The following is a 25,394-nucleotide window of genomic DNA, read 5'->3' as shown; positions in this document are numbered from 1 at the left end:
CGGAACCGTACGTGATTCGGGCAGAATGTCAGGCGTCGGCGTGATCGGGCGGAGGGACTGCGATGCGGATTTCGGTGGCGGCGGATGAGAATGCCGGGGTGGCCGCGGCGGTGGTCGAGGAGTTGCGGCGGCGCGGGCACGAGGTGATCGCGCACGGCGCGCTGGCGCCCGAGGAGCGCGACGACTGGGCGTGGGCCAGCGAGGCCGCGGCGCGGGATGTGGCCGAGGGGCGCGCGGAGCAGGGCGTGGTCTGCTGTTGGACCGGCACCGGGGCCTCGATCGCCGCGAACAAGGTGGCGGGGGTGCGGGCGGCGCTGTGTGTGGACGCCTACTCCGCCGACGGGGCGCGCAAGTGGAACGACGCGAATGTGCTGGCATTGAGCCTGCGGCTGACCTCGCGGGCGCAGCTCGACGAGATCCTGGACGCCTGGTTCGCCGGGGCGGCCAGCGCCGACCCCGGCGACCGGGCCAATATCGCTCACGTGGACGCCATCGAGTGACCGGCCGTCGGCGGCGAGACCCCCGTGCGACCACGGTCCACCGCCGGATCGCGTCCTACGCCATCCGGTCTCGCCGAGCAGGACCCGCAGTGCGCCGGTCGGTGCCGCCATGCGCGCAGCGGCCCGCGTAGTACGGCAGGTGGTCGGTGGCGAACGCGGTGGCCGACCAGTCCGACGCCAGTACCTCGGCCGTCCACACATAGGTCCACGCGGCGTGTGCGGACCCGCCCGTGTGCACGAAGACCGGCCGCAGTTCGTATTCGTCGTCCTCGAAGGCGTCCAGCACCCGCCACTCGGCGGCGGTGAGTCCGCGCAGCACCGCGCCGCGGGTCACCGCCCCGGCGGCGGTGACGAGTCCCGGATACACCCGTCCGGGCAGCTCCGCCGCGCGCCGCCCCGACACCCGCGCCGGGTCGAGCCGGGGTGCGCGGCCCAGCAATTCGACCAGTACCTCCGGAAATGTCAGGGTGCCGTAGACGAACAGCGGATCGCTCGGCACCGGCAGCCGCCGGACCCGGGACGCGCTCACGGATTCACCGCTGATTCGCGAATGGCGCGAACAGCGCCGGATCGTGCGAGTTCACAATGGTGATCTCGTGCCCGTGGTCCCGCTTCAATTCCCGCAGCCGCCGCTGGTTCTCGCGATACGCGCCGCCGAGAATCGATCCCAGCTCGTATGTCCGCCACAGCAGCGGGGTATTCGGCTTCACCGGATCGATGGAACTGCCCACGAAGAACGCGTCCCCGGCGTGCAGCAGCCAGCCGCGGCCGGAGTCGACGGCCACGCCCACATGGCCGCGGGTGTGCCCGTGCAGCGGCACCACCAGGATCTCCGGCGGCAGTCCGGGCAGATCGCGCACCGTCTGGAAGCCGAACCACGGCTGCCCGCCCTCGATCTCGTTCACCATCCACTTCGGGCCGTGCGCCCACTGCGCGGCCCGGTACCGCAGGCGCTCACCCGCCGCCCGCCGGGCGGTCGCGGCCCGGAACTCCGGACCGTGCACATGTACCGTCGCCTCCGGGAAGTCCGACAATCCGCCCGCGTGGTCGAGATCCAGGTGCGTCAGAATGATGTGCCGCACATCGCGCGGGTCGTAACCCAACCGCTGGATCTGGCGGATGGCGGTCGCTTCCTGCCGCAGTCTCACGCCCAGCATGAACCGGGTGGGACCGATCATCCGCTCGGGGTACCGCACGCAGTCCAACCCGTATCCGGTATCGACGAGAACGAGCCCGTCACGCTTGGTTTCGATGAGCAGACAATGGTCGACCATGCCCATGGACATGGTCCCGCAGTCGAGGTGATGAATCCGCACGTGCCCGAGAGTCCCAGACGGCATCTTTCGGGTCAATCGGAACGCACGAACCGATCGGTCAATGGGGCTGCTGCGACCGGATCACCTCGGCCAGGATCTCGTAGTCCTCGGTGCGCGCGGTGGAGGACCGGAAGGCCAACCCGATGGTGCGTCCCGGCGCGGGCGGGGCGAAACGCGCGATATCCAGTGTGCCGCGCTCGGTTTCGGCCGATACCGCCATTTCCGGAATGAGCGTCACCCCGAGGTCCCCGGCCACGCACTGCACCACCGTGGCCAGCGACGCCGCCCGGGTGTCGCCGACGGTGCCCGGATGGGCGTCGTGGGAGCGGCACAGGTCGATGGTCTGATCGCGCAGGCAGTGCCCCTCGTCGAGCAGCAGCAGCGGCAGCGCGTGCAGATCGCCCGGCACCAGGTCGGTACGCCCGGCCAGGGTGTGCCCGCGCGGCACCACCAGCACGAATTCCTCCGTGTACAGCGGAATCTCGACCAGTCCGGTGGCCTCGGTGGGCAGTGCCAGCAGGGCCACGTCCAGGACGCCCGAGCGCAGCCCGTCCAGCAGCCGCGCGGTCTGATCCTCGATCACGTGCGGTACCAGCGCCGGGAGCTGGCGGCGCAGCTCGGGCAGCAGCGTCGGGAGCACGTAGGGCGCGACGGTGGGAATGATGCCCAGACGCAGGGTGCCGCCGAGGCCGGACCCGGCCGCCGAGGCCACGAACCGGTCCGCGGCCTCCAGCGTGGCGATGGCTTGCGGCAGCAGGCGTTTGCCAGCGGTTGTCACGAGGACCCGCCGGGTGCTGCGCTCGATGAGCTTGAGCCCCAGTCCGTTTTCCAGTGATGCCAGTGCCTGCGATAACGTTGGCTGGCTCACACTCAGCCGGTTCGCGGCGGTGCCGAAATGGCGATACTCCGCGATTGCCACGAACGCACGCAGCTGCGAGAGGGTCGGCTGATAAGTTTGATCAGACACGCCTATCAGTGTAGTGCGACCGATCACCTTTACCTTTCACAGCGGTTTGGGCAAGATCGTTCGCGGCAGTCACGACACGATCGATCCGACTACGAAAGAGGAGCAAGCATGGCCCTGCTGACCATCGGCGACCAGTTCCCCGCCTACAACCTCAAGGCTGTGATCGGCGGCGACCTGTCGCAGGTGAACGCGCAGCAGCCCGACGACTACTTCACCCAGGTCTCGAGCGACGACTACGCGGGCAAGTGGCGCATCGTCTTCTTCTGGCCGAAGGACTTCACCTTCGTCTGCCCCACCGAGATCGCCGCCTTCGGCAAGCTGAACGAGGAGTTCGCCGACCGGGACGCGCAGGTGCTCGGCGTCTCCGTCGACAACGAGTTCGTGCACTTCCAGTGGCGGGCCCAGCACGAGGATCTGAAGACCCTCCCCTTCCCGATGCTGTCGGACCTCAAGCGTGAACTGTCCGCCGCCACCGGCGTGCTCAATGCCGAGGGTGTCGCCGATCGCGCCACCTTCATCATCGACCCCAACAACGAGGTGCAGTTCGTCTCGGTCACCGCGGGTTCCGTGGGACGCAATGTCGAAGAGGTGCTGCGCGTGCTCGACGCGCTGCAGTCCGACGAGCTGTGCGCCTGCAACTGGAAGAAGGGCGATCCCACCATCAAGGCGGGCGAGCTCATGACCGCTTCCGTCTGAGCAACCCTGCCGTCCGAGTAAGGATTTCGCGCTGTGACCATCGAGAACCTGAAGAACTCCCTGCCCGAGTACGCCAAGGACCTCAAGCTCAACCTGTCCTCGATCGCACGCACCACCGTGCTGAACGAGCAGCAGCTGTGGGGCACCCTGCTGGCGTCGGCCGCCGCCACCCGGTCGGCCACCACGCTGCGTGAGATCGCCGAGGAGGCCGCGGACACGCTGTCGGCCGAGGCGTACAACGCGGCGCTCGGGGCCGCCTCCATCATGGGTATGAACAATGTGTTCTACCGGGGCAAGGCTTTCCTGGGCGGTCGCTACGACGACCTGCGCGCGGGTCTGCGCATGCAGATCATCGGCAACCCTGGAGTCGACAAGGCCGACTTCGAACTGTGGTCGTTCGCCGTGTCGTCGATCAACGGCTGTGCCCACTGCCTGGAGGCGCACGAGAACACGCTGCGCGAGGCGGGCGTGTCGCGTGAGGTGATCTTCGAGTCGCTGCGCGTTGCCGCGATCGTCGCGGGCGTGGGTCAGGCCGTGGCGTCGACCGAGGCGCTGGCCACCGCCACCGTCTAGCAACCGGCATATCCGGAAGGGCCGCGCACCGCACGGTGCGCGGCCTTTTCCGTGCGAGACCCTCACCACCTATCTCCCCCCGCCGGCCCGATCACGTCGTAGCCTGAGATTCATGACCGTTCCGGAAAGCGATGGCACCCAGATCGAAGTGGTTCGGGTCTTCACCGACCAAGCGGGACGTTTCGGCAATCGCCTCGGCATCGCCCGCTCCGCCGACGTCGTCGGGGTCGACCACCAGGCCCTGGCCGCACGGGCCGGATACGCCGAAACCGTGGTGGTGGACGCGCCGACCGGCGACCGCACCCGCATGCGCATCTACACCCCGGCGGTGGAACTGCCCTTCGCCGGACACCCCACCGTGGGCACCGGCTGGTGGCTGAGCGATCAGCGCACCCCGGTCGCGGTCATCGAGGTACCCGCCGGACCGGTCGAGGTGTCCGGGACCGACGGCATCACCTGGGTGCGCGCCCGCGCCGAATGGGCACCCAAGTTCGAATTCCACCAGTTCGGCAGCGCCGAGGAGATGGCATCGCTCGACCCCGCCGACTTCACCTCCGGCGCGCACTACGCATGGACCTGGACCGATGAGAACCGCGGCGCGCTGCGCGCGCGAATGTTCGCCCCCGCCATGGGTATCGCCGAGGACGAGGCCACCGGCGCCGCGGCCATCGCGCTCACCGCGCTGCTGCGGCGCTCCCTCAACATCACCCAGGGCCGGGGCTCGCAGATGTTCACCGAATGGGACTCCGACGGGTGGGTGCGGCTGGGCGGGCGCACGGTCGCCGATCATCCGGTGGTGGTCTAGACCCGGGACCGTCACATCGGATCATCGGTGACCGAAGTACGACGTCCGCTCGCACCGGAACTTTCCGAGGCGGACCGCGGGTTGTACCGGGGGCCGAACAAGCGGTGACGGACCCTGTTCACGAAGGAGGAAGCGTGACCGATACACGCAAGGCGATTCTGGCCGGTGGCTGTTTCTGGGGGATGCAGGACCTCATCCGCAAGCAGCCCGGCGTGCTGTCCACCCGGGTCGGCTACACCGGCGGAGTCAACGACCACCCGACCTACCGCAACCATCCGGGCCACGCCGAGGCCGTGGAGATCGTCTACGACCCGGCGCGGACGGACTACCGGGCGCTGCTGGAGTTCCTGTTCCAGATCCACGATCCGACGACCAAGGACCGCCAGGGCAACGACATCGGCAGCAGCTACCGCTCGGCCATCTTCTACCTCGATGACGAGCAGCGGCGCATCGCCCTGGACACCATCGCGGATGTGGACGCCTCCGGCCTGTGGCCCGGGAAGGTGGTCACCGAGGTGACGCCCGCGAGCGAGTTCTGGGAGGCCGAACCGGAGCACCAGGACTACCTGGAGCGCTACCCGGACGGCTACACCTGCCATTACCCGCGGCCGAACTGGAAGCTGCCCAAGCGACAGACCGCCTGAACCGTCGCCCGGTGCGACGGGCTCCGCCGGGCTGGACAAGCCCCGGCGCGACGCCGATCCTGTGCAGGACGGTCCCCATGAGGGACAGCGCAATTCGCCGGGGTGCGCTCCGGCCGAGGGAGTGGAGTCGTCATGTCGCCCGCATCCGGACGTCGGCCGTGGCTGCCGCCGCGCTGGTTCATCCGCCTGGCCTGGCACGCCCACCGGGCCATCTATCGCGTCAGCGGCGGGCGGTTCGGCCTGTGGCCGCCCAAGGACAGCGAGCACTGGGGCACCCTGCGGCTCACCACGATCGGGCGGCGCACCGGGCATGAGCGCAGCGTTCTGCTCGGCTATTTCGAGGACGGGCCGAATCTGGTCACGCTCGCCATGAACGGATGGGGTGAGGGCGAACCGGCGTGGTGGCTCAATCTGCGGGCGCACCCCGAGGCCACCGCCGTGCTGAAGAGCGGCACCCGCGCGGTGCGCGGGCGTGCGGCGACGGGTGACGAGCGCGCCCGGCTGTGGGACCGGTGGCGCGAGATCGACCGCGACCTCGACGCGTTCGCCGCGCGCCGCTCCACCGAGACCGCGGTGGTGGTGCTCGAACCGCGCGACTGACAGCGTCCGGCCTGTGAAGTGGGCAACACTCTGGCTAATGGACGGTGCGGCCGACCCGATGAAGGGTCGTATCGTTTGCCTGCGAACGGAGAGCCCTGTGCTGTCACGACGTCCGATGCTGTCACGACGTCCGAGCAACCGTCCCACCCGCCGATCGACCGGCCGTCTGCTGGCCGTCGGCGCTGCCGCCGCCGTGCTGGCGGCGCTGGACCCCGGCGCGGCCGGGGCGCGGCCGATCGGACCGTTCGATGTGGGCGGGGCGATCGAGGTCGAATACGACCGGGCGGGCGGGGGCGGATTCTTCGGCGATCCCACCACACCGGAACTGGACGCGGCCGCGGGCGGGCGGTTCCAGGTGTTCCAGCGCGGCTCCTCCATCTACTGGCATCCGGCCACGGGCGCGCATCAGGTCGGCGGGGCCGTGCGCGACAAGTGGCGCGACCTCGGGTGGGAGACGGGAACTCTCGGCTATCCGGTCACCCGTGAGTACGGCACGCCGGTGAACCCCGGTCGCTACAACCACTTCCAGGGTGGTTCGATCTACTGGTCCGTCGGCACCGGCGCACACCAGATCGGCGGCGCGATCCGGGACAAGTGGGCCGCCTACGGATGGGAGAGCGGTGCGCTGGGCTTCCCCATCACCGACGAATCCGCGGCGGGCAAGGACAACGGCCGCTACAACCTCTTCCCCGGCGGGGCCATCTACTGGTCCGCGCGCACCGGGGCGCATCCGGTCTGGGGCGCGATTCGTGACCAATGGGTCGGCCGGGGCGCGGAGAACGGCGTCTACGGCTTCCCCACCAGCGACGAGTACGACTACGAAGGCGGCAAGGCCCAGGACTTCCAGGGCGGCCGCATCACCTGGCGCCCCTGATCTCGTTACTGGCGGAATCTCCACATTCGGGTCGGCAACTCTGGGGGTGTTCGGGTAGCGCGGTGCGCACCTCCCCCAATAGGGTCGGAGTTTGTGCAGATCAAGTCGATGCCGCAGGTGGCGCACGCCGCCATGCTGGGACTCGGGGTGTACCGCCCCCGCCGAATCGTCCCCAATGCCGAGATCGTGGACCGGATCAACTCCTCCGACGAGTGGATCCGGACGCGCTCCGGAATCGCCGCCCGCCGCTGGGCCGACCCGGACGAGACCATCGTCTCCATGAGCACCGCCGCGTCCCGGGACGCGTTGGCGGCGGCGGGAATCGATGCCGAGCAGATCGACGCCGTCGTGCTGGCCACCTCCTCGCAAATGGTGCTCGGGCCGTCGGCGGGCGCGGTGGTGGCCACCGAACTCGGCATGCACGACACCGCGGCCTTCGACGTCTCCGCCGGTTGCGCCGGATTCTGCTACGCGCTGGCCAATGCCGCGAGCCTGGTGCGCTCCGGGGAGGCCCGGTACGTGCTGGTGATCGGCGTGGAGCGGCTGTCGGACCTGCTCGACCCCACCGACCGCACCTGCGCGTTCATCTTCGCCGACGGCGCGGGCGCGGCCGTGGTGGGTCCGGCCGCGGCCGAGGGCATCGGCCCGGTGGCCTGGGGCTCGGACGGCAGCCAGACCTCGGCGATCAAGCAGGACAAGGACTTCCAACAGTACTTCGCCGAGGTCGCCGCCGCGGAGGCCGCCGGTGGCAGCTCCGAGCGGCCCTATATCCGGATGAACGGGCAGGCCGTCTTCCGCTGGGCGGTCACCTTCCTGGAGAAGGCGTGCCGCGACGCGCTGGAGCGGGCGGGGGTGGCGGCCGAGGAGCTGAACGCCTTCGTGCCGCACCAGGCCAACAGCCGCATCACCGACGCGCTGGTCCGCACCCTGGGCCTGCCCGAAACCGTCGCCGTCGCACGGGATATCGCCGAGACCGGCAATACCAGCGCGGCTTCCATCCCCATGGCCATGGAGCAGCTGCTGCGCACCGGCGCGGCCCGGCCCGGCGATATCACGCTGCTGCTCGGTTTCGGTGCCGGGCTGGCGTACGCGGGACAGGTGGTGCGGCTGCCCGCCGTGCGCTGATCGCGCGGGCCGGAAATTCGGTTGCCGAATCTGTCGGTGGCCGATGAGATCGTGGGGACCACGCCGTCATTACGGGCAGTACGCATCCCTCGATCGAAGGACTCCCGCCGTGGATACCGCCATCAGTTCGCAGCCCACCGGGCTCGCCGAGAATCGGGCCGGGCAGCGCGAGTGGATCGGCCTCGGCGTCCTCGCGCTGGCCTGCCTGGTCTACGCCATGGACCTGACCGTGCTGCATCTCGCGGTGCCGGAGATCAGCGCGGTCCTCCAGCCGACCAGCGCGCAGCTGCTGTGGATCATCGACGTCTACGGGTTCATGGTCGCCGGCCTGCTCATCACCATGGGCACCCTCGGCGACCGGATCGGGCGGCGGCGCATCCTGCTGGCGGGTGCGGCGGCCTTCGGCCTGGCCTCGGTGATCGCGGCCTTCGCCCCCACCGCGGAGGCTCTCATCCTGTGCCGGGCGCTGCTCGGCGTCGCCGGGGCGACCCTGGCCCCCTCCACGCTGTCGCTGATCTTCAACATGTTCCGCGACGGGCGGCAGCGCTCGGTGGCGGTCGGCGTGTGGGTGGGCGCGTTCTCCGCGGGTGGGGCCATCGGCCCGCTGGCGGGCGGCGTACTGCTGGAACACTTCTGGTGGGGGTCGGTGTTCCTGCTCGCGGTGCCGGTCATGGTGCTGCTGCTGGTGCTCGGGCCGAAGGTGCTGCCGGAGTTCAAGGATCCGGAGGCGGGTCGGCTCGACCTGATCGGCGCGACGCAGTCCGTGGTGACCATGATCGCGCTGGTCTTCGCCATGAAGCAGATCGCGCAGGACGGCATCGGCGGCGGCGCGCTGGCGGCGCTGGCCATCGGTGTCGCGGCGGGTGTGCTGTTCGTGCGGCGGCAGCTGTCGCGGCCGGATCCGATGCTGGATCTGCGCCTGTTCAAGCTCGGCGAGTTCCGTACCGCGTTGACCGTCAATGTGATCGGCGTCTTCGTGGCCTTCGGGTACTTCCTGTTCATCGGCCAGTACTTCCAGCTGGTGCTGGGTATGTCACCGCTGGGGGCGGGTATCGCCATGGCGCCCTCGGGGCTGGGATTCATCATCGGCTCGCAGCTCGCCCCGCGCATCGTGCGGGTGGTGCGTCCGGCGTACCTGATCGGCGGCGGGATGAGCGTGGCGGCCGTCGGGCTCGCGCTGCTCACCCAGGCGTCGGCGGGTGCCGGTCCGATGCTCGCGGTGCTGGCCTCGCTGTTGATCTCGCTGGGCCTGGCCCCGGTCTTCGGCATCACCACCGAGTTGATCGTCGGCTCGGCCCCGCCCGAGCAGGCGGGCGCGGCCTCGGGCCTGTCCGAGACCGGCGCGGAACTGGGTGGGGCCCTGGGCATCTCGATTCTCGGCAGCCTGAGCGTGGCCATCTACCGCAGCGACCTCACCACGTTGCCCGCCGGAGTGCCCGCCGAGGCGAGCGAATCCGTTCGCGATACCCTCGGCGCGGCGGTGGCGGTGGCGGAGTCGCTACCCGAGCAGGTCGGGACCGCCGTCCTGACCGCGGCCCGGGAGGCGTTCCTGCACGGCGTGCACTTGACCGCGGGCATCGTGACGGTGGCCGCGGCCGTCCTGGCGGTCATCTCCGTGGTGAAGCTGCGGCACATCCCGGCGGGCGAGCTGAACGGTCACGAGTAGCGCTCGGGTCGGTTCGCCGACCCGCCGCGGGCGCTCAGCCGGCGAATGGGTCCGATGAGCGATCGGTAGACCGGCCGGACGATGCGCCCGGGGAGATAGAGATGGCGCTCCTCCTCCCAGACCCGGGCCCTGCGGTGCGCCGCGAGCGGTGACCACCGGTCGGTGACTCGGGGCGGGGCGGTGTGGAATTCGATGCGGCACAGGTGCTTCGTATTGACGAAGCCGTACTGGGCGGGGCTGACCAATCGCACCGGCGCGCCGTGGTCACCGTCGAGCGGTCGCCCGTCGAGCCGGTCGGCGATCAGCACATCGGCGGTCAGCACATCCTCGAGCAGGGTGACCGACCGGTAGCCGTCGAGCCCTTCGAATACGACGTGACTGATCGCCGCGCCCGGCCGCAACCGCGGCTCCACCCGGCCGCGGTACAGGGTCTCGAACGCGACCCCCGCCCACCGCAGACCGGTCGCCGACCATCCGGCGACACAGTGGAAATCGGCTTCGATCTCACATCGCGGCAGGTCGGCGAGCCCGGCGACCGGCAAGGTGAATTCCTCGGCCAGCGCACCGCCGACCGCGATCACCGGGTCGTCCGGAACCGGCGGTGGTGGGTGGTGCAGATGCGTCCCGAACCGTGGGAACCCATCGACGGCGCGCTGACCCGGGGGAAGTTTCATGCCGATCCTCTGTCCTGCCGCAGGCGAACTGGTACCGCCCCATATAGGGCGACTGCTCTATATAGAGCGAACGTACTAGCTCTCCGGTGTCGCGCGCAAGGACTGTGACCGGCGGATCACACCGGTCGCAGTCCAGCTCCCACGCCACCGTTGGCGTTCACGGCTCGCAGAATGTCGGCGATGGGCCGGAAGTACGCGGGCGAATGGACCGGGAATGCCCCTGTCACGCACTGCATATCGATCCCGAAGGGCGTGACGTGCCCCTGGTTCATACCGACGAGTCGATCACCCACGGTGACCGGCCCGCCGGAATCGCCAGGGATGGAACAGGATTGGTTGACAATGATGTTGCCCACCGCACCCCAGACGACACCGCAGTCGAAACCGCTGGAACGGCCGCTGGAGCAGACGGGCACCCCGGGAGCGGGTGGGGCCCCGACACCGGCGATGGTGGTCTGGCCGACCGTGCGCACCGGGGCCACCTTGGCCGGATCGAACTCGATGACGGCGTAGTCCAGATCCTGCCCCAGGTCGGAGAACACCACCGTGCCGAGCACACCGGTCGCGAGGGACTGCTCGGCCCGCACCGGCGACCCGGCCGCCGCGCAATGACCGGCGGTGAGACCGACCAGCCGACCGGCGGCGTCGTAGCCGATGGCCGTCAGGGAACACGCCTCATGGGTGTTCAAGATGATTCCCGAACTGCCGCCCAGCACGGCCGGGGCCGGATCGGCCGCGGCGGTGCCGACCCCGGCAACGGAAACGAGTGCCGCGCCGACCAAGGACGCGACCGCGAAACGCCTTCTCATACCCGCGATCCCTTCGCAGCCGTCAACCCGCAGCCCAGCCGTCACCAGTACTGACCGACGACGAGCACCGCGCCCGGATCACGCGGATCGAGGGGATTCAGCACCGAGACATAGGCCCCGCCACCGGGATGCGCCGCGGCCTCGGCGGCGATCGCGGCGGTGCTGGCATAGGTGCTGCCGTCCGGCTCCGCCAACTGCGACTCCGGCTCCAGATCCACCCGCTGCGCACCGAACGGCACCAGCGCGTCGATCCCGCCGGGAATCGGACCGGCCGCGAAGGCGGCGGTCTCACCCGGCGTGAGCACGACTCCGACCTCGTCCGGTCCCACGAACGGGGTGACGGCCGACGCCGTGCCCGAACCCACCAACACAGCGGCGGCACCGCCGGCCGCCGCGACTAAACCCAGGGAGATGACTCGAATACGCATGATCCGCTCTTTCTCGATCGATATCGGACAACCGCCCGAATGGAGTGCTCAGAGTGAACATGCTCAGCAAATTCTTGGCAATCCCTAGGTGTCGCCCCGGACCGCGCGTGATCGCCCGTTCACCTTCCGTACACCGGCGAAGCCCAGCACAACACCACCGATGCCCCACGGCCGAGCGGCGGATGTAATCCTCGCCACCGGGTCACCGTGACCTGTTGTGGCAGCGACACCCTGCCGCAACCGAGTTACGGTTATCGTCCAGCAATTAGCGGAGGCCGGGGCTCACACCGGCCGCAATCCGGCCCCGACCCCACCCGCCACATCGATCGCATGCAGGATCTCCGTGATCGGACGGAAGTAGGCGGGCCCGTAGAGCGGGAACGCCGCGCTGACACACGGCAGGTCGATCCCCCACGGCTTCAGATGCCCCTGATTCATGCCAACGAGCCGATCCCCCACGGTGACCGGTCCCCCGGAGTCCCCCGGAATCGAACAGGACTGGTTGAAGATCCGCCCGTCCGCCGATCCCCACACCACCCCGCAGTCGAATCCGCTGGACCGCCCGTCGGCGCACACCATCGCCCCGAAGCCGGGAGCCGCCCCGATCCCGGCGATGGTGGTCGCCCCGACGGTACGCACCGCGTTCACCCTGGCCGGATCGAACTCGATCACCGCGTAATCGAGCCCCCGCCCCCGATCGGAGAACACCACGGTGCCGAGCACCCCGACCTCGGCCGACCGCTCCGCCCACACCGGCGCACCGGTATACGTGCAGTGCCCCGCCGTGAGTCCGACCAGTCGTCCCCCGCCGTCGTATCCGATCACGGTGAGCGAACAGGGCTCGCTCGCCAGCAGGATCCCGGAACCGCCCCCGAGCACGACGGGCGCGGGCGCCGCCGACGCGACACCGGCGATGGCGGCGAGCGCGGCGCAGAGCATCCACACCACCGCGAGACGCAATCCGTTCACGACCTGAACTCCCTTCGAAGCCGGACATCCGTTCACGCGGTGTGATTCGATGCCGGCGGGTGGGTGCGATCATGTCGATTGTGTCGGACCGGCGGCCGCCCGCGGCCGAGGACGACGGCGATTCGCGGATGCGAGACCCGCTCGTGCTCATCGACGCCACAGCCTGCGACACGGCAGCGGCCGGAGATCGGGCCGTACCCGCGCGTCGACCGTGACGGTCATCCCGAGTCTCGTCGCCGCCGCGGCGAATTCCGCGGCCTCGTATCGGGTGGCGGCGTATTCCAGCACCACCATATCGTCGGGATGCGGCCCGCCCAGATAGACGGTCACACGGCAAGTAGGCAGGCCGCCCGGGGGGTTGTTCTCGAGAATGGCGGTCATACCTTCGGCTCCTTCACGTCCGCCACCGGGACGCTCCGGTGGGAATTGGAAAGGGCGCGCCGGAGATTACGGTAGTTCGCGGCATTCCCACTTACCAGTGCTGGGGACACAATTCGTGACATCTCAGGTGCGCGCACCCGGCGAATCATGAGAAATCCACACGTTGCGCGATGAGCGGCGCGGCAGACGCGTACGGCGGTACCTGTGCTCCTTCACCGCATACCGCAACGGAATTGGTGAACCACCGCAGAGAATTGCGAGACGGGACCGCCCGGACGCGCGGCGGCCTACCGTATCGCCGTATCGACCCGGAGGTTGCCGAATATGCTGGCGCGGAGAATATTACGAATCGCCGCGCTGTGCTCGACCGCACTGTGCACGAGCTGGCCGGCGGCGGCGGATCCGGTCGCCGACGCGGGGCAGTACGTCCCGCAGCGGATCGTGGACGCCGCGCGGCCCGCCTCCGACGGCGCCCGCCTGACCGCCGCCGCCCGGGGTCGCGGGCGGGTCCTGGATCTGACCGTGCACTCCGCGGCCATGGCCCGCTCCATCGACGTGGCGGTTCTGCCCGCCCCGGATCCCGCGAGACCGGCCCCGACGCTGTATCTGCTGAACGGGGTCGACGGCGGCACCGACACCGGCCGCTGGGTCGACGGCAGCAACTGGCTCACCCGAACCGATGTGGAACGGTTCTTCGCCGACAAGCAGGTGCACGTGGTGATACCGATCGGCGGCGCGGGCAGTCTCTATGCCGACTGGCAGACCGACGACCCGGTGCTGGGCAGACAGCGCTGGACCACCTTCCTGACCCGTGAGCTGCCGCCGATCATCGATTCCGGGTTCGGCGCCAGCGGGGTGAACGCGGTCGCCGGGCTGTCCATGGCGAGTTCGGCGGTGTTCCGGCTCGCGCTCGCCGCGCCCGGACTCTACCGGGGCCTGGCCTCCTACAGCGGATGTGTGCGCACCGGCGATCCGGCGGGCCAGGCCATGGCCGCGGCCATCGTGGCCTCCCGGCGCGGCAACCCCGTCAATATGTGGGGGCCGCCCGGCGACCCGGCCTGGTTCACCCATGACCCGTACCTGCGCGCCGGTGAACTGCGTGGCACGGCCGTCTATGTGTCCACCGGTTCCGGACGCGCGGGTGCGCTCGACACCCTGGGCGGCCCCGGCGTCGACGGCAGTCCCGCCAAGCTGATCGATCAACTCGTGATCGGCGGCGTGCTCGACGCGGTCACCGAGGTCTGCACCCGGCAGCTGCGAGACCGGTTCCGCGCGTTGGGTCTTCCGGCCGTCTTCGACATCCGCTCCACCGGCACCCACTCCTGGGGCTATTGGCAGCAGGATCTGCACAACTCCTGGCCAGTCCTGGCCGCCGCGCTGGGCGCGTGACGCCTAGCCGGCCCCGTCTGCCACCGCGTGGAATACCGCCCGCATCGCCTCGGTGTAGCGGCGCACCGAATCGTGCGCCACCGGGGTGTCGGGATAGATGATGCTGAGCGAGGTGCCCGAGGGCAGCCGGTTGATCCACATGAGCACCTCCTCGCTGGCGGCCCGGTTGGCGAATACGCCGCCCCCGGCGCTGTCGAACAGTTCGTGACCGACGAAATCACGGGCGTCCACATACGAGATCATGGGCGTGACCCAGCCCGGCCGCACCGCGATGCCGTCGTCACCGGCCGCCAGTTCCAGCACGCGGTGCAGCGGGGTGGAGGTCAGCAGCAGCCCGCTCTCGTAGGCCCGCTGGGCCCGGGGCGCGAGGCGCGCGAAGGAGGTGGCGGCCCCGAGCGGGAACGCCACCGGCACCAGTGTCACGAACCAGCCCACCGCGGCGAGTTCCGCCGGGGTGCCACGGGTGCTGATCGGCGTGGTGCCGAAGTAGTAGTCGGTGCCGACGAGTCGCCGTTCGGTCAGTGCGGCGACGGCGAAGATGCCGCCGGTGAACTCCGCACCGCTGTCCCGGCACGCCTGTTCGAACCGGCACGCGCTGTCCTCGTCGAACAGTTCGAGGGTGCGGTGTGCGCTGCGACTGTAGCCGTCCAGTCGTCTGCCGAGATCCAGTGGGAAGGAGGGCAGTTCGCCGTCGTTGCCGCGCAGCAGCGCCAGCCAGGTGCGCACCCCGGGCGAGGTGAGGCTCAGGCGCGCCGAGCGTTCCCGTTCGCGCGCACAGTATTCGACGTAGCTGGCCGGTTCGATGGGAACCTCGACCTCCTCGGCCACCTCGCGGGCGTAGAGCTGCGCCAGATCGAAACACGAGATGTACTGCGCCACACCGTCGGTGTGCAGGTGGTCCACCGCGAGATACAGCGTGGTGGAGCCGTCGTGCTCGATCGCCCCGAAGGTGAAGCAGTCCCACTGGAACGGGCCGGGGGTGGTCTTCTGCACGTGCTCGCGAATGGTCTCCGGGTTGTCGATCTCGCCGTGCTCCACCGGGACGAATTCCACGTCCTCGGGAGCGACCAGATGTCGCACCACCGCACCGCCCGGTGCGATGGCGAACCAGGTGCGAAAGGTGTCGTGCCGCAACAGGAACGCATTGACGGCACGGGTCATGGCGGCCCGGTCGAGCAGTTCGGGCACCTGGGCGACGACCAGGCACAGCCCCGAGTAGCGGAAGTCGGCGGTGGCATTGCGGTCGGCGGCGCGCAGGTACTCCTCCTGCTGGTGGGAGGGCGGCGCCGGGTGGGCGGGGGCAGCCGCGGCACGCGCCAGCGACGCGGGTGCGGCGACCCAGGTGACCAGTCGACCGGGGGTGGGCTCCCACTCGTCGATGAGTCCGAAACTGACCACGGCTGTTCCTCCACTTCGTCGGTACGGGACACTGGGCGCTCATCTGGCCGTGCCGTCGACCAGCGGCAGCGTTCGCGCGGCGGGCCAGGCGGTTGACCACGGCACCCGCGGATCCCGGCAATACCACACCGAGACAGCACGATTCACGCCCGGAAAGCCGAGCGGTTCGTCACGGCGCGTCAGTTCGGCAGTGGCGCCGAAGGCCACGCGCAGCGCGGTCTCCGGCCGGTCGACACCGACGTACAGGACGGCGGTGGCGCTGTCCGGCGGCGGTCCGAAGTAGCCGTAGCCGCGATTCGGGCTGTACACCGGCGGCAGTCCCGCCGCCGGACCGTAGTAGTCGAGTGCGGCCGCCTGCCAATAGTTCTGGGTCAGCACCAGCAGCCCGGCCCGCTCGCGCGGCGGCAGTGCCCGGTGGGCGCTGTCCACGGCGGCGACCAGTTCCGGCCAGCCCGACGGGCCGTGCAGCCGCATGCGCCGATCGAGCTGGGAGTAGTGGTCGGTGGGCTCCCGCAGCCGGGATTCGGGCAGCGGGAGCACCGTGACCGCGGCGACCGCCACGGCGGTCGCCGCCGCCGTGAGTGCCGCCCCGAGCATCCGGACCCGCCCCGACAGCCGGTGCTCGCTCAGATACACCGCGCCCGCCGCGAACAGCCCCGGGAACGCGCCCGCCACGAAGTAGGGGCGCAATCCCCCGGCGACCACCCCGGCCAGCCCGAGCAGCACCAGCGGAACGAGAAACCGGTAGGGGTGCAGGCGTGGTGACCGCATGCCCGCCCACATGCCCACCAACAGCAGCACGCCGAGCGGACCGGCCGTCACGATCACCTGCAGCGGCATGGCGACCAGCCCGCCGCTGGTGGCGAGTTGCTCATCCCGCACCACCGCGCCCATGGCCAGCTGCGGCCATCCGTGCGCGGCCTGCCACCACAGCTGCGGCAGCGCCGAGACGGACAGCACAGCGCACGCCAACCACCAGGCGGGGCGGCGCAGCAGCGCCCGTGGTCCGAACAGCGCCACGCCCGCGGCCAGCCCCGCCCACACGAGTGGAATCAGCCATTTCACCTGGAAGTCCACCGCGGCGGCCAGACCGGCGAGGACCAGTAGCCGATCCTGCCGGATGCGCACCCAGCGGATGAACAGCCAGCACACGGTGGCGGTGAGGGTGATGTCGAGTGCGAAGGTGCTCAGTACGGCGGACTGCATGACGGCGACCGGCGTGGTCGCGTAGGCGAGCGCGGCGAGCAGTTGCGGCCCGCGCCCGCCGCCGAACTCCCGGGCGGTGGCGGCGCTGAGCAGGATGCCGCCGATCGTGGCCAGCACGACGGGCAGGCGCAGGACCACCAGCGATCCCGGAGCCAGCCGGTCCGACAGCGCGGCCAGCATCGGCACCAGCGGGCCCTGATCGGCGTAGCCCGGTGCGGGCCGCCGCCCCGCCGTGAGGAAATACAGCTCGTCGCCGCCGATGTCGTACCGGCCCAGCCGCGCCAGCAGCACGCCGCCCACGATCACGGCCACGGCCGAAACCTCCCGCCACGCCAACGGCGGCACCGCCGTCGCGCCCGGCGCGGTCGGGCGCGCGAGGGTCATCGCCGCTCCGCCGGGCCGGGCATGGCCAGGGTCAGCGCACCCATGGCGATGGCCACCACCGCGATGGCGGCGAACATGGTGACGCTGCCCGCCAGGCTGTGCGCCCGGAAGAACACCGCGCTGAACAGGGCCAGCCCCACCCCGTTGCCGACCTGTTCGATGGTCGGCAGCAGCCCGGACGCCGCATCCAACTGCGCCCGGTTCAGCCCCGCGAGCATGAGCGGCGGCAACTGCACGCCGAATACGCCGACGCCCAGCCCCGACAGCAGCACCGGTCCCACCGCCAGCGGAATCGACACCTGCCCGGCGGTCAGATGCAGGTAGGCGGCGCCGATGGCCACGCAGACGCCGTATCCGGCGATGCCGACGGCCAGCGACCGAACTCCCCACCGCCGCACCAGTATCGGCGAGAGCAGCGCGCCCGCCCCGGCCCCCAGGGCGAAGGGTGTCATGAGCACGCCGGTGAGCCAGGGCGAGAACCGCAGCTCGTCCTGCAGGGTGATCGACACCGCGAAGACGAACGCGGTGAACAGACCGAAGAATACGGTCACCAGCAGTGCGCCCACGGCGAAACCGCGGTCGGTGAACAGATCGAAGCGCAGCAGCGGACTGCCACCGTGGCGTGCCCTGCCGCGCTGTTGCGCGAGAAAGATCGCCGCCCACAGCACCGCGACCACCAGTACCGCCGCCACGCTCGGCCGCAGGCCGTTCTGGTGGATGTCGGCGAGCGCGAACAGCAGCGCGAACAGGCTCACCGACGACAGCACCGTGCCGACCGGGTCCAGCCGTTCGCGCCGCGCCGGACGGCCCAGTCGCAGAAAGCGCAGTGCGAGAACGAAGGCGAGCAGGCCGAGCGGCAGATTCATCAGGAATACCGCGTGCCAGCCGAGCCCCCAGGGATCGACGGTGATCAGCGCCCCGCCCAGAATCGGCCCGAGCATGCCCGCGAATCCCGCTACCGCGCCGTACAGCGCGAAGACCAGCGAATGCCGCTCGCGCGGAAAGATGGCCGTGAGAATGGCGATGGTCTGCGCGGCCATCCCCGCGCCCGCGATGCCCTGTGCCACCCGCGCGATCACGAGTTCGGTCGCGCTGCCGGACAATCCGCACCACAGCGACGCGGCGGTGAAGGCCGCCACCGAGATGAGGAACATGGCGCGGCGGCCCACCCGCTCGCCCAGCCGCGCCGCCGTGAGCAGGGCGCAGGCGAAGGCCAGCGAATAGGCGGATACCACCAGCAGGCGGCTGCCGGGTGAGGCGTGCAGATCGGTGGTGATCGCGGGCAGGGCGGTGTTCACGATGGTCACATCGATCATCTGCATGAACACCGCGATCAGACAGCCGCCGAAGGCCGCCCAGGCGGCCGCGTCGCCACCCGTCGGGGCGGGCGTCGACCGCGGCGCGAGTTCCGTCACGGCCGCACCCCGGCCGCCGCGAGGGCCGCGCCCGGTGGGGTCGTGCCGACCCCGCCGTCGGCCGCGAGGATGAGTTCGGCGACCTTGGGTCCGGCCTGTTCCAGGCTGAAGGAGCGGCCCATCTGCAGGGACATGAGTTCGATGCCGAGCTGTTTGCCCACGCGCGCACCGAATTCCACGGCCATCAGCGAGTCCAGGCCCAGTTCCGGCACCGGCACGGTGAGGTCGATAGAGTCCGGCCGCACACCCATCACCACCGCCAGCTGATCGGCCAGCATCCGGGCCACCGCCTGCCCACGTTTGGCCGAATCCAGCGCGGCCAGCTCCGCTTTCAGCTGCGCCAGTGCCGAATTGTCCCGGACGGCGGCGGCGACCAAGGGGGCGAGCCGACCGGTACGGGCCATCTGCGGGAAGGCGGCGGTGAGCTTGCCCCAGTCGGTGGGGATGATCGCCGCCCGGGTGACGCCCAGCCGCAATGTCTGCTCCAGATACGCGGTGCCGTCGGCCATGTCGATGGGACCGAAGCCCACCAGCTCGAGATACTTCGAGACCTTCTCGTCGGCGGCCATGCCGCCGGTGGCCCCCGACATGTGGCCCCAGCCCACGCAGAGCGCGGGGACGCCCGTCCGGGCCCACCGCTCGGCCAGCGCCTCCACCGCGACATTGGCGGCGCAGTAGTTGTACTGCCCGAAGATGCCGAACATGGAGCCGCCGGAGGAGTAGAGCACGAACATGTCGAGCTGGATGCGAGCGGCTGTGACGGCGTCGTGGAGCGCGTGGGCGCCGTGCACCTTGGGCCGGTACACCCTGGCGAGCTGCTCGCGGTCCATGTCGGCGATCCGGTTGTCGGACACCGTACCGGCGGCGTGGAAGATGCCGCGCAGCGGGCGCTCCGGCTGGTGTGCGCGCGCCACCAGTGCGGCGACGGCAGCCGGGTCGGTCACGTCGGCGCGCTCCTCCACCACCTCGACGCCCGACGCCCGCCACGCCGCGATCTGCTGCCGTGCCGCGGCGGTGGCGGCCCCGGACCGGCCGACCAGCACCAGGTGCCGCGCGCCGGTGGCGACCAGCCAGCGGCCGGTGGCCAGCCCGAAACCGCCGAAGCCGCCGGTGACGAGATACCGTGCCGCCGGGTCGATCTCGACCTCGGGCAGGCGCGGCCGCACCGGCGGTGCTACCGCGTCCATGCGCAACGCCACCCGCGCCGTCCGGGTGGAGCGGATCACCTCGCCGAAGGCCCGCGCCACCTCGTGGGTCTCGAACACCTCGTAGGGCAGCGCCCGATACACCCCCGATTCGATCTTGTCGTAGACCCGGCGCAGCAGCTCCGCCAGTTGCAGCGGGCGCACGGCGCACATGCGGTCCAGGTCGACGGAGAAGTAGCTGAGGTTCTTGTCGAAGTTCGCCAGTTCGAGCAGTCCGCCGGTGTAGATGTCGGCCTTGCCGACCTCCACGATGCGGCCGAATTCGGTGACCGCCTTGAAGTTCTGGCGCAGTATCTCCCCCGGCGCGGTGCTGAGCACCACGTCCACCCCGGCGCCGTCGGTCAGCGCCAGCACGTCGTCGGCGAAGTTGAGCGAGCGCGATTCGAGGGCGTGGTCGGCACCGAGTTCGAGGATGTGCGCACGCCGCTGCTCGGTGCTCGCCGTCCCGATGATGCGCGCACCCAACAGTTTCGCCACCTGAATGGCCGCCGACCCGACCCCGCCCGCCGCGCCGTGGATGAGCACTGTCTCTCCGCGCCGCAGCCGCGCCAGATCGTGCAGCGCGTATTCGGCGGTACCGAACGCGGTGGTGCTGGTGCACAGGTGCGGCCGCGCACCGGCGGGCAGGCGAATGGCCAGATGTTGGCCGACCACCCGGAATCGCCGCATCATGTCCTTGGCGGCCACCGCCACCAGGTCGCCGACCGCGAGCGCGGTGACGCCCGGACCCACCCGCTCGACGGTCCCGACGCCCTCCATTCCGGGTGCGGTGCCGAAAAACGTTCCGGCCAGCTCCTTCTCCCCGAGCAGGCCCATGACCTTGAGCGGGTCCTTGTAGTTGAGACCGATGACCCGCATCCGCACCTCCACCTCCCCCGGGCCGGGCCGCGGGCGCGCGCAGGCGCGCCAGGCGAGCGCCGACAGCAGCCGGGAGCGGGGCAACTCCACCTCGAAGTTGGCCTGCGAATCCGCCAGCGGCGCAGCCGTTTCCAACTCGTCGATGCGTTCCCGCAGCGGCCGGGTCACCACCGGGGCCCACCGCTGTCCCGCCCGCAGCAGCACCTCGTCGGTGTTGTCGAGGGTGAACGCGCCCGGCACCGCGAGTTCGGTGCGCAGATCCGCCGGGTCGGTGTCGGGCTCGACGTCCACGAGCCGCCAGCGCAGCCGCAGCTGTTCGTTCAGCAGCACCCGCCGGGCACCGGCCAGCGCGGCGTGCGCGGCATCGGGAGGCTGCGGACTGCCGGGCAGCGTGAACGCCCGCTCGGTCACCAGAGTCGCCCGGCAGGGGCCGTCGTCGGCGGCGAGCGCCCCGCCGTGATCGGTGTCGGCCACGAACCGCTCCACGGTCACCGCGATGCGTTTCAGCGCCCACAGCTGATCCAGATCGTCGGCCACGGTCCCGACCACCACGCAGACGTGCACGGTGTCGGCGTCGGCCGTTGCGGCGGCCCGCAGCCGTTCGAGCAGGGCGTTCTCCAGTTCCTCGTCGGCCGGGTCGACGGCCAGGTGCAGGGCGCGCGGCAGCGCCGCGGCCAGGTCACGAGCGCGTGCACCGGACCCGAGCGCGAGTACGACGGTCGCGGTCGAGCCGGTGGGCAGGGCGGCGGCATCGACCGGGTCGCGACGCTCCATGGTGTCGCTGTAGAAGAAGTCGACCATGCGGTGCAGCGGACCGGCTCCGGGGTCGAGCGCGCCGACCCGGACGCCGAGCAGGCGCATCCGCAGATTGTGTTCGGCGTCGAGCAGGTCGACATCCGCGTGCAGCGCCCGGTCGCTGCGACGCGCCACCACGATGACGCGTTCCGGCAGCGCCCCGAACAGTCGCACCTGATCCACGCCGACCGGAACCATCGCGCCCGCACCGATACTCGCGTCGGCGAAGAGCAGCGCCACGGTCTGCATGGCGGCGTCGACCACCGCCGGATGCGCGAGATGCCCCGACCCTTCGGCGCGGGAACCGTCCACCTCGGCCACGACCGTGGTGGCGTCCGCGCGCACCGCGACCACCCGGCGGAAGGCCGGACCGTACCGGAGCCCGCGGGCGGCGAGCGCGGAGTAGAACAGATCCGGATCGAATTCCACCTCCGAATCCAGTTGCGGCAGTACCACGGCGGTGCTCGCGTAGCTGCCGGCGAGCAGCCGTCCGGTGGCGTGCACCGTCCAGACCGAACCGGTCGCGGAGCGGGATCGGATCAGGAACCGGCCGCTGGCGTCCTCGACGCTGGTCTCCAGCAGTGGCACGTCGGAACCGCTGATGAGCAGCGGCGCGACGAACCGCACCTGCTCCACCGCCACCGCGGTGTTCCCCGCTCGGCTCGCCGCGGCGCTGAGCGCGGCGTCCAGATAGGCCGCGCCGGGCAGGATCCGGTTGCCCGCCACCACATGGTCCGGCAGCCACGGCAGCAGTCCGGAACCGAGGTGGAGCAGCCAGCCCGGGCGACCCTCCGGATCGGGATCGCCGAGCATGGCGTAACCGCCCGGGGTGCCGAGCCGCAACTGCTCGAACAGCGGCAGCGGGGCGTGCAACCGGACGTGCTGCCAGGGGTAGCGCGGCAGCTCGAGGTGTGGTGTCGCGGGATGCTCCGCACCGAACAGTGCCCGCGGGTCCAGCACGCCGGCGCTGTAGAGGCCGATGAGGGTGCGGCGCATGCTGACGGAGTCGGGTTGTTTGCGGTCCAGGGTCGCCACGGTCGTGCCGCTCTCCCCCGCGCCGACCATCAGCTCCCGGATATTGCCGGACAGCACCGGATGCGGACCGACCTCCAGGAACACCCGGCTGTCCGCGGTCAGCAACGCGCCGATGGCCGCGGCGAACCGCACCGGCCGCCGCACATTGGCGCACCAGTAGTCGGCGTCCCACTCCGGCCCGGTCACCTGCCCGCCGGTGACCGTGGAATACAGCGGCACCGTGGGCTCACGCGGCGCGAGATCCGCCAGCGCGGTGCGCAACTCGTCGAGGATCGGATCCATCAGACGACTGTGGTAGGGCACCTCGACCCGCAGCCGCCGCGCGAAAACACCGTCGCCGGTGAGCTGTTCGGCGATCTCGTCCAAGCGGTCGGCATCGCCGGACAGCGTCAGCGATCCCGGGCTGTTGACGGCGGCCACATCCACCCGCGGGTCGCCGCCGATCAGTTCGCCGGCCTGCTCGAACGTGAGCCCGGCGGCGAGCATGCCGCCCGAACCCGCGGTGGTGGCCTGGAGCCGGGCGCGATGGTAGGCCACCCGCACCGCGTCGGCGAGCGTCAGCATGCCCGAGACGTAGGCCGCCGACACCTCGCCCACACTGTGCCCGACAATGGCGGCCGGGGTGATCCCGTATTCGGCCAATGCGCTCACCAGCGATACCTGCACCAGGAAGTTGGCGGGCTGGGCGACCTCGGTGGCGGTCATCCGCGAATCCCACTCCTGCCGGAGCAGTTCCTCGACGATCGACCACCCCGCCAGCGGCTGGAAGAGCGCGTCCACCCGCTGCGCCGTCTCGGCGAAAGCGCCCTCGGCGCACAGTAGTTCGCGTGCCATGCCCCACCACTGCGGTCCCATGCCGGAGAACACGAACACCGGCTCAGCGGTGCGACGGGTCACCACGCGCACCGCGTCCCGGCCCTCCCCGGCCGCGTAGCGCCGCAGTTCCCGCATCGTCTCATCACCCAGCGGTACGCCGCCGCGGAAGGGATGGTGGGCCATCCGCGTCCACGCCGCCTCCGCCAGCCGCTCCGGGTCGGCCCCGCCCGCGAGCAGGTCGGCGAACCGGCCCGCCATCTCCCGGACGGCAGCGGGCCCGCGGGCCGAGATCGGCAGCACACCGAAGTGCCGCGGCGGCACTCGGAGCGGTGTCGCCGCGGGCCGGTACTCCTGCAGGATGGCGTGTGCGTTGGTGCCGCCGTAGCCGAAACCGTTGATGGCGATGGTCATCCGGTCGACCTCGGGACCGACCGGCATGGCGTCGAGCTGCACGTGCAGGCCGAGTTCCTCGAAGGGAATGTCGGGGTGGGGGGTGTCGAACCAACCCTGCGGCGGGAGGGTGCGGTGCCGGATGGCGAGCGCCGATTTGATCACGCTCGCCACTCCGGCGGCGGCCTCGGTGTGTCCGAGGGTGGCCTTCACCGAGCCGACGCCGAGCGAGCCGGAGCGCCCGGAGTCCGCCCCGTACACCCGTCCCAGGGCGCGCAGTTCGATCGGGTCGCCGACCGGGGTGCCGGTGCCGTGCGCCTCCACGTAGGTGATCCGTTCCGGCGCCAATCCCGCTCGGTCGCACACCGATCGCGCCAGTGCCGCCTGGGAGTCGGCGTTGGGCACGGTGATGGCCGTGGTGCGACCGTCCTGATTGGTGCCGGTGGCCTTGATCACGGCGTAGATCCGGTCGCGGTGGCGCACCGCGTCGTCGAGGCGCTCGAGCACCACCATGCCCCCGCCCTCACCCCGGCCGTAGCCGTCACCGGCGGCGTCGAAGGATTTGCAGCGCCCGTCCGCGGCGAGGAACCCGCCTTTGCACATCATGACGAATGTCTCGGGTTGCAGCATGACGTTGACCCCGCCCGCCAGCGCCATCGAGCAGTCGCCGCGTTCGAGGGCCTGGCAGGCCAGATCGAGGGCGACCAGCGAGGAGGAACACGCGGTGTCGACGGTGAGGGCGGGGCCGGTCAGATCGAGCGCGTAGGCGATTCGATTCGACAGCATGGTGTAGGACGCACTGGCGGCGGTGTGCATATCGACGTGCGCGAGGGCCGGGCCGACCACTCCGATGACGGACTGGTCGACCACGAAGCCGCCCACATAGACACCCACCGGGGCCCCTGCCGCCCGCCCGGCAGCTCCCGCGTCGTCGAGCGCCTCCCAGGTCACCTCCAGCAGCAGTCGCTGCTGCGGGTCCAGTCCGGTGGCCTCGCGCCGGGAGATGCCGAAGAAGTCGGGATCGAAAGTCCAGGGATCGGTGGTCAGGAAGGCGCCGTGCCTGGTGTAACTGCGCCCCGGTGTGCGCCGGTCGGGGTCGTACCAACGGCGGTGATCCCAGCGGTCCGGGGGCACCTCCACGATCGCGTCCCGTTTACCGACAACGAATTCCCAGAAACTCTCCGGCGAGTCGATGCCACCCGCATAACGGCAGCCGATGCCGACGATGGCGATATCCGACATGTACGTCCTCCTGAATTCGGGAATTCGCCGAACACCGTTTCCTCGACACGGGAACGGCAACTCGTGACCCGGCCTGCGCACAGCGACGACGTACTTCGCCGAAGCCGAATTCCGGCTGATAGTAGTGCTGTCACAAGGCATTTCGACGCGGCGTCGGCGATATCTGCCTATCGCACAATCCCCGCGACGGCGAACTGTGAAGGGCACCAAGTACCCACCGTGCGGTGGTCGTAT

The 25,394-nt window shown here is 70.4% G+C and carries 22 protein-coding genes; 10 read left to right on the top strand and 12 right to left on the bottom strand.

The window, feature by feature from the left end; genetic code table 11:
- Positions 1-62 precede the first annotated feature (62 nt).
- A complete protein-coding gene (locus QMO76_RS32065; RefSeq protein WP_306365106.1) occupies positions 63-500 on the top strand; it encodes an RpiB/LacA/LacB family sugar-phosphate isomerase in 438 nt (145 codons plus the stop codon).
- A 55-nt stretch (positions 501-555) separates the two neighbouring features.
- Here the strand turns inward: QMO76_RS32065 and QMO76_RS32060 are convergent, their stop codons facing one another.
- Genes QMO76_RS32060 through QMO76_RS32050 form a run of 3 tightly spaced genes read right to left on the bottom strand, consistent with a single transcriptional unit; the run spans position 556 to position 2,783 of the window.
- Positions 556-1,029: a gamma-glutamylcyclotransferase family protein gene (locus QMO76_RS32060; RefSeq protein WP_306365105.1), complete on the bottom strand. Its 474-nt coding sequence runs from the start codon at positions 1,027-1,029 to the stop codon at positions 556-558.
- Positions 1,030-1,033: 4 nt separating this feature from the next.
- Complete coding sequence (locus QMO76_RS32055; protein ID WP_306365104.1) at positions 1,034-1,816, bottom strand: MBL fold metallo-hydrolase; 783 nt, start codon at positions 1,814-1,816, stop codon at positions 1,034-1,036.
- Between the two features lie 58 nt (positions 1,817-1,874).
- On the bottom strand, positions 1,875-2,783 hold the full coding sequence (locus tag QMO76_RS32050) for a hydrogen peroxide-inducible genes activator (protein ID WP_306365103.1): 909 nt from the start codon (positions 2,781-2,783) through the stop codon (positions 1,875-1,877).
- Between the two features lie 108 nt (positions 2,784-2,891).
- Between QMO76_RS32050 and QMO76_RS32045 the strand changes: the two genes are divergently transcribed.
- The 8 genes from QMO76_RS32045 (at position 2,892) to QMO76_RS32010 (ending at position 9,766) form a co-directional block, all read left to right on the top strand.
- Positions 2,892-3,479, top strand: a complete 588-nt coding sequence (locus QMO76_RS32045) for a peroxiredoxin (protein ID WP_306365102.1) — start codon at positions 2,892-2,894, stop codon at positions 3,477-3,479.
- 33 nt (positions 3,480-3,512) lie between these two features.
- Positions 3,513-4,052 carry a carboxymuconolactone decarboxylase family protein gene (locus QMO76_RS32040; RefSeq protein ID WP_029925887.1) on the top strand — a complete coding sequence of 180 codons (540 nt, stop codon included), beginning with the start codon at positions 3,513-3,515 and terminating at the stop codon, positions 4,050-4,052.
- Positions 4,053-4,164: 112 nt separating this feature from the next.
- Complete coding sequence (locus tag QMO76_RS32035) at positions 4,165-4,857, top strand: PhzF family phenazine biosynthesis protein (protein WP_306365101.1); 693 nt, start codon at positions 4,165-4,167, stop codon at positions 4,855-4,857.
- Positions 4,858-4,991: 134 nt separating this feature from the next.
- Positions 4,992-5,501 (top strand): peptide-methionine (S)-S-oxide reductase MsrA, encoded by a 510-nt coding sequence (msrA, locus tag QMO76_RS32030; protein WP_282781648.1) that lies wholly within the window; start codon positions 4,992-4,994, stop codon positions 5,499-5,501.
- Between the two features lie 132 nt (positions 5,502-5,633).
- Complete coding sequence (locus QMO76_RS32025) at positions 5,634-6,101, top strand: nitroreductase/quinone reductase family protein (RefSeq protein WP_306365100.1); 468 nt, start codon at positions 5,634-5,636, stop codon at positions 6,099-6,101.
- A gap of 97 nt (positions 6,102-6,198) precedes the next feature.
- Entirely contained in the window at positions 6,199-6,975 is a 777-nt protein-coding gene (locus tag QMO76_RS32020; RefSeq protein WP_306365099.1) for an LGFP repeat-containing protein, read from the top strand.
- 108 nt (positions 6,976-7,083) lie between these two features.
- Entirely contained in the window at positions 7,084-8,100 is a 1,017-nt protein-coding gene (locus tag QMO76_RS32015; RefSeq protein WP_306365115.1) for a beta-ketoacyl-ACP synthase 3, read from the top strand.
- A 121-nt stretch (positions 8,101-8,221) separates the two neighbouring features.
- Positions 8,222-9,766 carry an MFS transporter gene (locus QMO76_RS32010; RefSeq protein WP_372342132.1) on the top strand — a complete coding sequence of 515 codons (1,545 nt, stop codon included), beginning with the start codon at positions 8,222-8,224 and terminating at the stop codon, positions 9,764-9,766.
- Here the strand turns inward: QMO76_RS32010 and QMO76_RS32005 are convergent.
- From QMO76_RS32005 to QMO76_RS31985, 5 genes are all read right to left on the bottom strand, one after another.
- Positions 9,757-10,440, bottom strand: coding sequence for a molybdopterin-dependent oxidoreductase (locus QMO76_RS32005; RefSeq protein ID WP_306365097.1), 684 nt, complete (start codon positions 10,438-10,440; stop codon positions 9,757-9,759). The genes QMO76_RS32010 and QMO76_RS32005 overlap by 10 nt on opposite strands.
- A gap of 116 nt (positions 10,441-10,556) precedes the next feature.
- Positions 10,557-11,249, bottom strand: coding sequence for a S1 family peptidase (locus tag QMO76_RS32000; protein ID WP_306365096.1), 693 nt, complete (start codon positions 11,247-11,249; stop codon positions 10,557-10,559).
- Positions 11,250-11,290: 41 nt separating this feature from the next.
- Positions 11,291-11,677, bottom strand: coding sequence for a hypothetical protein (locus QMO76_RS31995; RefSeq protein ID WP_306365095.1), 387 nt, complete (start codon positions 11,675-11,677; stop codon positions 11,291-11,293).
- Positions 11,678-11,959: 282 nt separating this feature from the next.
- The gene (locus tag QMO76_RS31990) at positions 11,960-12,646 is read right to left on the bottom strand and encodes a hypothetical protein (protein ID WP_306365094.1); all 687 of its coding nucleotides are present in this window, start codon (positions 12,644-12,646) and stop codon (positions 11,960-11,962) included.
- Positions 12,647-12,793: 147 nt separating this feature from the next.
- Positions 12,794-13,027, bottom strand: a complete 234-nt coding sequence (locus QMO76_RS31985) for a hypothetical protein (RefSeq protein ID WP_306365093.1) — start codon at positions 13,025-13,027, stop codon at positions 12,794-12,796.
- Between the two features lie 324 nt (positions 13,028-13,351).
- Between QMO76_RS31985 and QMO76_RS31980 the strand changes: the two genes are divergently transcribed.
- Complete coding sequence (locus QMO76_RS31980; protein ID WP_306365092.1) at positions 13,352-14,416, top strand: alpha/beta hydrolase family protein; 1,065 nt, start codon at positions 13,352-13,354, stop codon at positions 14,414-14,416.
- 3 nt (positions 14,417-14,419) lie between these two features.
- On the opposite strand, the gene QMO76_RS31975 is transcribed toward QMO76_RS31980, so the two are convergent.
- Genes QMO76_RS31975 through QMO76_RS31960 form a run of 4 tightly spaced genes read right to left on the bottom strand, consistent with a single transcriptional unit; the run spans position 14,420 to position 25,160 of the window.
- Entirely contained in the window at positions 14,420-15,814 is a 1,395-nt protein-coding gene (locus QMO76_RS31975) for a condensation domain-containing protein (protein WP_306365091.1), read from the bottom strand.
- A 39-nt stretch (positions 15,815-15,853) separates the two neighbouring features.
- Positions 15,854-17,404 (bottom strand): glycosyltransferase family 39 protein, encoded by a 1,551-nt coding sequence (locus tag QMO76_RS31970; RefSeq protein WP_306365090.1) that lies wholly within the window; start codon positions 17,402-17,404, stop codon positions 15,854-15,856.
- Positions 17,401-18,819, bottom strand: a complete 1,419-nt coding sequence (locus tag QMO76_RS31965; RefSeq protein ID WP_306365089.1) for an MFS transporter — start codon at positions 18,817-18,819, stop codon at positions 17,401-17,403. The genes QMO76_RS31970 and QMO76_RS31965 overlap by 4 nt, the downstream gene beginning before the upstream one ends.
- Complete coding sequence (locus tag QMO76_RS31960) at positions 18,816-25,160, bottom strand: SDR family NAD(P)-dependent oxidoreductase (protein WP_306365088.1); 6,345 nt, start codon at positions 25,158-25,160, stop codon at positions 18,816-18,818. The genes QMO76_RS31965 and QMO76_RS31960 overlap by 4 nt, the downstream gene beginning before the upstream one ends.
- Between the last annotated feature and the right edge of the window lie 234 nt (positions 25,161-25,394).

The sequence above is a fragment of the Nocardia sp. CC227C genome (assembly GCF_030767025.1).
Taxonomy (GTDB): Bacteria; Actinomycetota; Actinomycetes; order Mycobacteriales; family Mycobacteriaceae; genus Nocardia.
The sequence above is the reverse complement of the archived record's forward strand: the minus strand, read 5'-3'. Positions and strand labels throughout refer to the sequence as shown.

Bases quoted from the DNA above. Each gene is read 5' to 3' on its own strand.
- QMO76_RS32065 (WP_306365106.1), top strand. From the start codon at position 63: ATGCGGATTTCGGTGGCGGCGGATGAGAATGCCGGGGTGGCCGCGGCG.
- QMO76_RS32025 (WP_306365100.1), top strand. From the start codon at position 5,634: ATGTCGCCCGCATCCGGACGTCGGCCGTGGCTGCCGCCGCGCTGGTTC.
- QMO76_RS32015 (WP_306365115.1), top strand. From the start codon at position 7,084: ATGCCGCAGGTGGCGCACGCCGCCATGCTGGGACTCGGGGTGTACCGC.
- QMO76_RS31960 (WP_306365088.1), bottom strand. From the start codon at position 25,160: ATGTCGGATATCGCCATCGTCGGCATCGGCTGCCGTTATGCGGGTGGC.
- QMO76_RS31995 (WP_306365095.1), bottom strand. From the start codon at position 11,677: ATGCGTATTCGAGTCATCTCCCTGGGTTTAGTCGCGGCGGCCGGCGGT.
- QMO76_RS32035 (WP_306365101.1), top strand. From the start codon at position 4,165: ATGACCGTTCCGGAAAGCGATGGCACCCAGATCGAAGTGGTTCGGGTC.
- QMO76_RS32005 (WP_306365097.1), bottom strand. From the start codon at position 10,440: ATGAAACTTCCCCCGGGTCAGCGCGCCGTCGATGGGTTCCCACGGTTC.
- QMO76_RS32045 (WP_306365102.1), top strand. From the start codon at position 2,892: ATGGCCCTGCTGACCATCGGCGACCAGTTCCCCGCCTACAACCTCAAG.
- QMO76_RS31985 (WP_306365093.1), bottom strand. From the start codon at position 13,027: ATGACCGCCATTCTCGAGAACAACCCCCCGGGCGGCCTGCCTACTTGC.
- QMO76_RS31970 (WP_306365090.1), bottom strand. From the start codon at position 17,404: ATGACCCTCGCGCGCCCGACCGCGCCGGGCGCGACGGCGGTGCCGCCG.
- QMO76_RS31980 (WP_306365092.1), top strand. From the start codon at position 13,352: ATGCTGGCGCGGAGAATATTACGAATCGCCGCGCTGTGCTCGACCGCA.
- QMO76_RS32000 (WP_306365096.1), bottom strand. From the start codon at position 11,249: ATGAGAAGGCGTTTCGCGGTCGCGTCCTTGGTCGGCGCGGCACTCGTT.